The 6,000-nt window shown below is 59.9% G+C and carries 4 protein-coding genes and 1 pseudogene; 2 read left to right on the top strand and 3 right to left on the bottom strand.

The genetic code is table 11. The annotated features are described in order from the left end of the window. From OC445_RS26055 to OC445_RS26045, 3 genes and pseudogenes are all read right to left on the bottom strand, one after another. Positions 1 to 1,039: pseudogene (locus OC445_RS26055) on the bottom strand (type IV secretion protein Rhs); the annotation flags it as partial. Positions 1,040 to 1,237: 198 nt separating this feature from the next. Beyond that, the gene (locus tag OC445_RS26050) at positions 1,238 to 2,707 is read right to left on the bottom strand and encodes a methyl-accepting chemotaxis protein (RefSeq protein ID WP_198790757.1); all 1,470 of its coding nucleotides are present in this window, start codon (positions 2,705 to 2,707) and stop codon (positions 1,238 to 1,240) included. A 96-nt stretch (positions 2,708 to 2,803) separates the two neighbouring features. Beyond that, positions 2,804 to 3,610, bottom strand: coding sequence for a TatD family hydrolase (locus OC445_RS26045; RefSeq protein ID WP_198790756.1), 807 nt, complete (start codon positions 3,608 to 3,610; stop codon positions 2,804 to 2,806). Between the two features lie 236 nt (positions 3,611 to 3,846). Between OC445_RS26045 and OC445_RS26040 the strand changes: the two genes are divergently transcribed. Continuing rightward, positions 3,847 to 5,268 (top strand): transglycosylase SLT domain-containing protein, encoded by a 1,422-nt coding sequence (locus OC445_RS26040; RefSeq protein ID WP_198790755.1) that lies wholly within the window; start codon positions 3,847 to 3,849, stop codon positions 5,266 to 5,268. A 104-nt stretch (positions 5,269 to 5,372) separates the two neighbouring features. Further along, positions 5,373 to 5,807, top strand: a complete 435-nt coding sequence (locus OC445_RS26035; protein WP_003189852.1) for a DoxX family protein — start codon at positions 5,373 to 5,375, stop codon at positions 5,805 to 5,807. Positions 5,808 to 6,000: the final 193 nt, after the last annotated feature.

Genomic DNA, 6,000 nt, shown 5'->3' with positions numbered 1-6,000 from the left:
GGGGCTCCAGCCGAGGCCCCGCCACCTGCTTGGCCAGCAATTCCAACAACGCCCGCGCCCGCCCGGACTTGACGCCACTAAGCATCTGAGCACCCAGGCGCAGCTGCACCCCAATGCCTCGCGTGGCCCAGATCAGCAGCAAGTTGATCAGCACTTCGCCGGTGATTTCACCCAGCAGTTCGTACATATCGGGTGGCGGCAGCATGCGTACCCAGGCCACCAGCGCCGACAGGTAGATAAACAACAGCGGCTCATCACTGAGTACCAGCAACCCCTTGGCCAGCGTGTCTCTGCCCAGTTTGAGCAGCGCGTTCAGCTCGGTCTGGGACAGGTATTTCAGCAACGTTTCGCTGTTGGTCTTGAGGTTGGCGAGCAGGTCGTACAGCTCGGTGATGTTGTCCCACAGGTTATAAAGCGCGTTGCCCAGCCCGGCAGCAAAGGCCACGCCCTGTAAGGCACTGCGCTTGTAAGCCGGCGCTTTGGCAAAGTCTGCCCATCGAGGCTTGAAGTGCTCGGCCCATGCCGTGCGCAAATCCGTTTCCAGCCCGGCGATCACAGACTCATAGGACGCATACAGCGCCTGGACGTGAACCTTGGAAACAGTGGGATAAAAGGTGATTTCGTACTGTTGGTCGCGGCTACAGTCGCTGACTTCAAGAATGCCGCTGGGGCCAATGGTCCGATGCAGTGGCGCGCCTACCGGGATGCCGTCCTGTGCAACGGCTTGCAGCCTCACGGGCGTGTTGCCGATAGGCACGAACTGCGTGCTTTCGAACAGATGCACCAGCGTCAGCCCACCCTGGGCTTTGCATTGAGCGACGGTGCGGCTGGGTTTGTCGGAAGAGATCGGCGCGACCAGTGCGACGTCTTCCCCAACCTTGAACACCTGCTCCACGCTAAGTGCCGAACCACTTAAAAAGCTGTCGGTCCACTTATCAAAGGTATTCAGGCAGGTGCGGAAGTCCGCGAATACGCGCTCAACCTTCGGCGCTTCGGGATCCATCGGCACCAGCATCAGGTTGGCCAGCACCGAGATCAAGAGACAGCCCCATTCATCAGGGCTCTAACGAACGCCAGCATCTGCAATCCCTCGCACTGTTTGATCAGGCGAGGGACTTTGCAGCGGTTGTCAGGTAAAAGAAGTCGGCGTTATTCGCGGGGATGGCGAGGAAGTTTCGTCTTAACTTCAGGTAAACCGAGGCTTGGTCGTAGGAGTCGGATTACAGCTGGAACAGTCTTACAACTTCAACTGCCCAATCGCCTTGCTCAACTCCCCGGCCAACGTCGCCAGTTCATTGCTGGTAGTCGCCGATGCCACGGTTTGATGTACGGTGTTTTCGGTCACATCGCGAATGCTCACCACGGCGCGGTTCATCTCTTCGGCAACATGGCTTTGCTGCTCGGCGGCCACGGCGATCTGGGTGTTGCTTTCGCGCATCTGTGCCACGGCCCCGGTGATTTCAGCCAAGGCCACACCAGCTTCCTGGGCCTGCTGGACGCAGTCATCGGCCTTGAATGAGCTTTCCTGCATAAAGTCCACGGCGTCGCGGGTACCGGCTTGCAGCGCCGAGACCATGCGGGTGATTTCGTCGGTGGAGCTTTGCACACGCTTGGCCAGGTTGCGCACTTCGTCGGCGACTACCGCGAAACCGCGACCCATTTCCCCGGCGCGGGCGGCTTCGATGGCGGCGTTGAGGGCGAGCAGGTTGGTCTGTTCGGCGATGCTGTGGATCACCCCGACCACGCCGTTGATTTTCTGGCTGTCTTCGGCCAGTTTCTGGATCATTTCGGCGGTCTGCTGTACCCCACTGGACAGCCCGGCGATCGAACGCTGTACCCGGGTGACCACTGCCTGGCCGCTGCCGGCGAGGGTGTCGGCGGACTGCGACAAGTCACGGGTGGCGCCCGCGTGTTGGGCGATGTGGTAGACGGTGGCGGTCATTTCGTTGATGGCGGTGGCGGCCTGGTCGGTTTCGCTTTGCTGGCCCAGCATGCCGTGTTGCACCTCGTTCATGCTGCTGGCCAGGCGTGCGGCGCCGTCGTCCAATTGCCGGGCGGTGCGTGCCACGGTATTGACCACGCGCTGGTAACCGGCTTGCATGGCGTTGAAGGCGCTGGCCATCTGGCCGACTTCATCCTTGCAGGCCAACGGCACCCGTGCCGACAGGTCACCAGTTTTTTCAACGTGCAGCATTACATCCTTGAGGGTGTTGAGCTGACTGAGCAGGAAGCGGATCAACAACTGCGAGGCGCCGAGCATGGCCAGCATCAGGACTGCCACGGCAACGGCGTAATTGGCGAAGCGTTCACTGAACACCTGGCTCAGGCTCGGCGCGTAGGCGAAGACTGCGACCTGCTGGCCGTCGGCCCGGCTGATCACCTCGGCGCCGATCAGCGGGTTTTCACCGAACAACGGCATGGGGTTGAGTTCAGTCCAGCCGTTGGCAGTGTTCAGGGCGGGCAGGTCCTGGGGGATCTGGCCTTTGGAAAATGCGAGCCAGTGCTCACCAGTGGGCAACGTTCTGTCGGCTGGCCAGGCGCTGAGCAAGCGTCCTTGGGCCTGGGCCGATGCTTGCGACGCCTGGCTGCGCGCCTGTTGTTCAAGCTGTACCGCGTACAGCACCAGCAGCAGGGTGGTGATGAAGGCGACCGCGTTGACGGCCCAGAATTTGTATTTGAGCGAGATATTGCTAAGCCAGGCACCCATGGAAGGTTTTCTCTGATAGCGGAAACGGTATTGGCAAGGTGCCATTATTGTGCCGCTATTCAGAACAGCGCTTTTGACATGGGTCAATGCGCCGCATCAATCGATGGCAGGCAAGCCGAAAAAGCGGCGGGCGCAGGCGGTGCTGTGCAACGCCAGATCTTCCATCGTTTCGTTACGGTGCAAGGCCACTTCGCGCAGTACTTCGGGCAGGTACGCCGGCTCATTGCGACCATTTTTCGGCTTGGGGCGCAGGGTGCGTGGTAGCAGGTAGGGCGCATCGCTTTCCAGCATCAGACGGCCTCGGGGAATGTCCCTGACCAGTGAATGCAGGTGGGTGCCACGGCGTTCGTCGCAGATCCAACCCGTGATGCCAATGTATAAATCCAGGTCCAGGTAGCTGAACAGCGCTGCCTGTTCGCCAGTGAAGCAGTGCACCACGGCGGCTGGCAGGTGGTCGCGGTAGTCCTTGAGGATCTCCAGCAGACGCTGGTTGGCATCGCGCTCATGGAGAAACACCGGAAGTTGCAGTTCGACGGCCAGGGCGAGGTGTTCTTCGAGGACTTTTTCCTGCTGGGGGCGAGGGGAGAAGTCGCGGTTGAAATCCAGCCCGCATTCACCCACGGCGCGCACTCGGCTGTCGCCCAGCAAGCTGCGCAGGCGTTGGGCGCTGTCGCTGTTCCAGTCGCTGGCAGAGTGAGGGTGAATGCCGGCAGTGCTGAACAGTCGCTGGCCGCTTTCGTCGAGTTTTACACACAGTTGCAGGGCCTGTTCGCTGCCCTCGACGCTGGTGCCGGTGAGTACCAATTGCTGCACGCCAGCGGCGTAAGCGCGTTCGAGAACGGCCGTGTGCCTCTCGTCGAAACTGGGGTTGGTCAGGTTGACGCCAATATCAATGAGTTGCATGGTGCTATCTCCGCCTGCGGCCGGAAAGCATATCAGAGCTGTAGATTGATAAGAAAAACCAAGAACTACAATGCGTTAACGCTGTCTTTGAACGTCGCAAGCGACATTGTGGGGGGCCGATTGCCTGCCACCGTGGCGCCGTTGCACGCCTTGCCAGCGCATAAAGCGCTCTGTTTCTGACCACCAGCACGTCGTTATTCGCGAAGGTGCTGGCCAGTTTTCTTTTCGGAGAGCGGATGATCCGACCCTCGGCGTTGCTTATGTTGTGCCTGACGTTGCTGCTGCCCATGGCGGCGGTCGCACGTCTGGATGGGCCGCTGCAAGTGGCCAAGCCCGGCAAGGTCCGCGACCTCGCGCAAATTCGCTCCAGCCGCACCCTGCGCGTATTGGTCAACCAGAGCCGCAACAGTTCCGGTGAAGTGCAGGGCCAGGCCATCGGTGTCGAATACCACCGGTTGCGTGCCTTCGAGCAGTACCTCAATGGCCATGCCCGTGATGGGCAGGCCATCAACCTCAAGATCATCCCCAAGGCCAAGGACCAGTTACTCGGCGCGCTGGCCCGTGGCGAGGGCGACCTGGTGGCGCCCGGTGAATTGCTGGACGTGAAGGGCGTGCACAAGGTCAGCGCCAGCGACCCGATTGTCAGCGATGTGCCGTTGTGGTTGGTGGGCGTTAAGGGTGAACGACGGTTTACCAGGCTGGAGCAACTGTCAGGTCGCACGCTGACGCTGACCACGGGCAGTGCGGCGGCGGATGCCATCAGTCAGGTCAATCAAAAACTGGCTCTGCACAAGCGCCCCCCCGTGAAAGTCGAATGGGTTGACCCCAGCCTGGCGGTGGAAGACGTCCTGGAGATGGTGCAGGCCGGGATTTTTCACCTGACGATCGTGGAAAAACCCATTGCCCAACGCTGGTCGAAAATTCTGCCCAAGTTGCGCTTTGACAAGCAGGTGGTGATCAGCGAGCCGGGCGACGAATTCTGGTTTGTACGCCAGGATGCCTCGATGCTGCGCGCCAGCATTGATCGGTTTCTCAAGACCTATCACACGCCTTCCGACCAGGATGTGGCATTCCAGCGTATCTATCGACGCCTCTACCAGGTCCGTAACCCGTTGGCGCGGGCTGACCGCCAGCGCCTGGAAAAACTGCGCCCGGTCCTGCAAAAACATGCGCGTGAGCAAGGTATGGACTGGCTGAACCTGGCGGCGTTGGCATTCAAGGAGTCTTCCCTGGACCCAGGCGCACGCAACAGCGGCGGCCCTACCGGGCTGATGCAGATTACTCCGTCGGCGGCCCAGCGGGTGGGGGTCAACAATATCGAGACGCTCGACAATAATGTGCAAGCGGGAGCACGTTACCTGGCGATGATCCGCCGCAAGTTTTTCGCCAGCCCCAAGCTCAATGAGCGCGAGCGCATGGCTTTCGTGCTAGCGGCGTACAACATGGGGCCGGAACGAGTGCAAGGCATGCGCACCGAAGCCAAGCGCCGCGGGCTTAACCCCAATCAGTGGTTCTTCCAGGTTGAACGCATTGCCATGGAGCAGGTAGGGATGGGCGGCGTCAGCTATGTTAATAGCGTCAACAAGTATTATTTGGCGTTCGATCGGCAGCGGGAGTCCCTGGAGCCGCCCGCGGCTAAAATTGCATCGCGTAAATAATCGAATTTTTAGATGTTAATTAGGCAATATTTTGGCTTTTATCATTGTTTAAACTGATTAATATAGCGGCCAACCAACCCCTACCTGGAAAAGGATTTACCCCCATGAGCCCAATGATTACCCGTGTACTGTCCACTCGCGCCGGTTATGGCCTGACTATTCTGCGCATTTTCGTCGGCATCATCTTCGCTGCCCACGGTTCGCAAAAACTCTTCGGCTGGTTTGGCGGTGGTGGTCTGGCGGGCACCGCACAATGGATGGAAAGCATCGGCCTGGCGCCGGGCACGCTGATGGCGCTGCTGTCGGGCGGTACCGAGTTCTTCGCCGGCCTGGCCCTGATCATCGGTTTGTTGGTTCGCCCTGCCGCATTGGGCCTGACCTTCCTGACACTGGTGGCGATTTTCTCTGTACACATCCACAACGGGCTGTTCATGGCCAACAACGGTTATGAGTTCGCACTGGCGTTGCTCGGCGGCGCGTTGGCGGTGTTGTTGGAAGGTGCGGGCAAATTGTCTGTCGACCGCGCGATCACTCACTGATCGTTTAGCAAGCTGTACAGAAGGCCCGCTGATGCGGGCCTTTTCGTTGCCCGGGATTCTTGACACTGCCCCACCGGCTTCTCTAGGATGCTGCTCATGCGCCGATTTAAACAGCTAATTGCGGGGCGCCACTGGGACTCAATGCAGCCCGACAGAAGCACGCTTGCTCACGCAGGGCGTTCTTCGAAATACC

Source organism: Pseudomonas sp. Pse35, assembly GCF_024519715.1.
Classification (GTDB): Bacteria; Pseudomonadota; Gammaproteobacteria; order Pseudomonadales; family Pseudomonadaceae; genus Aquipseudomonas; species Aquipseudomonas paracarnis.
Note: the sequence above shows the minus strand (reverse complement) of the source record. Positions and strands in the feature narration are given on the sequence as shown.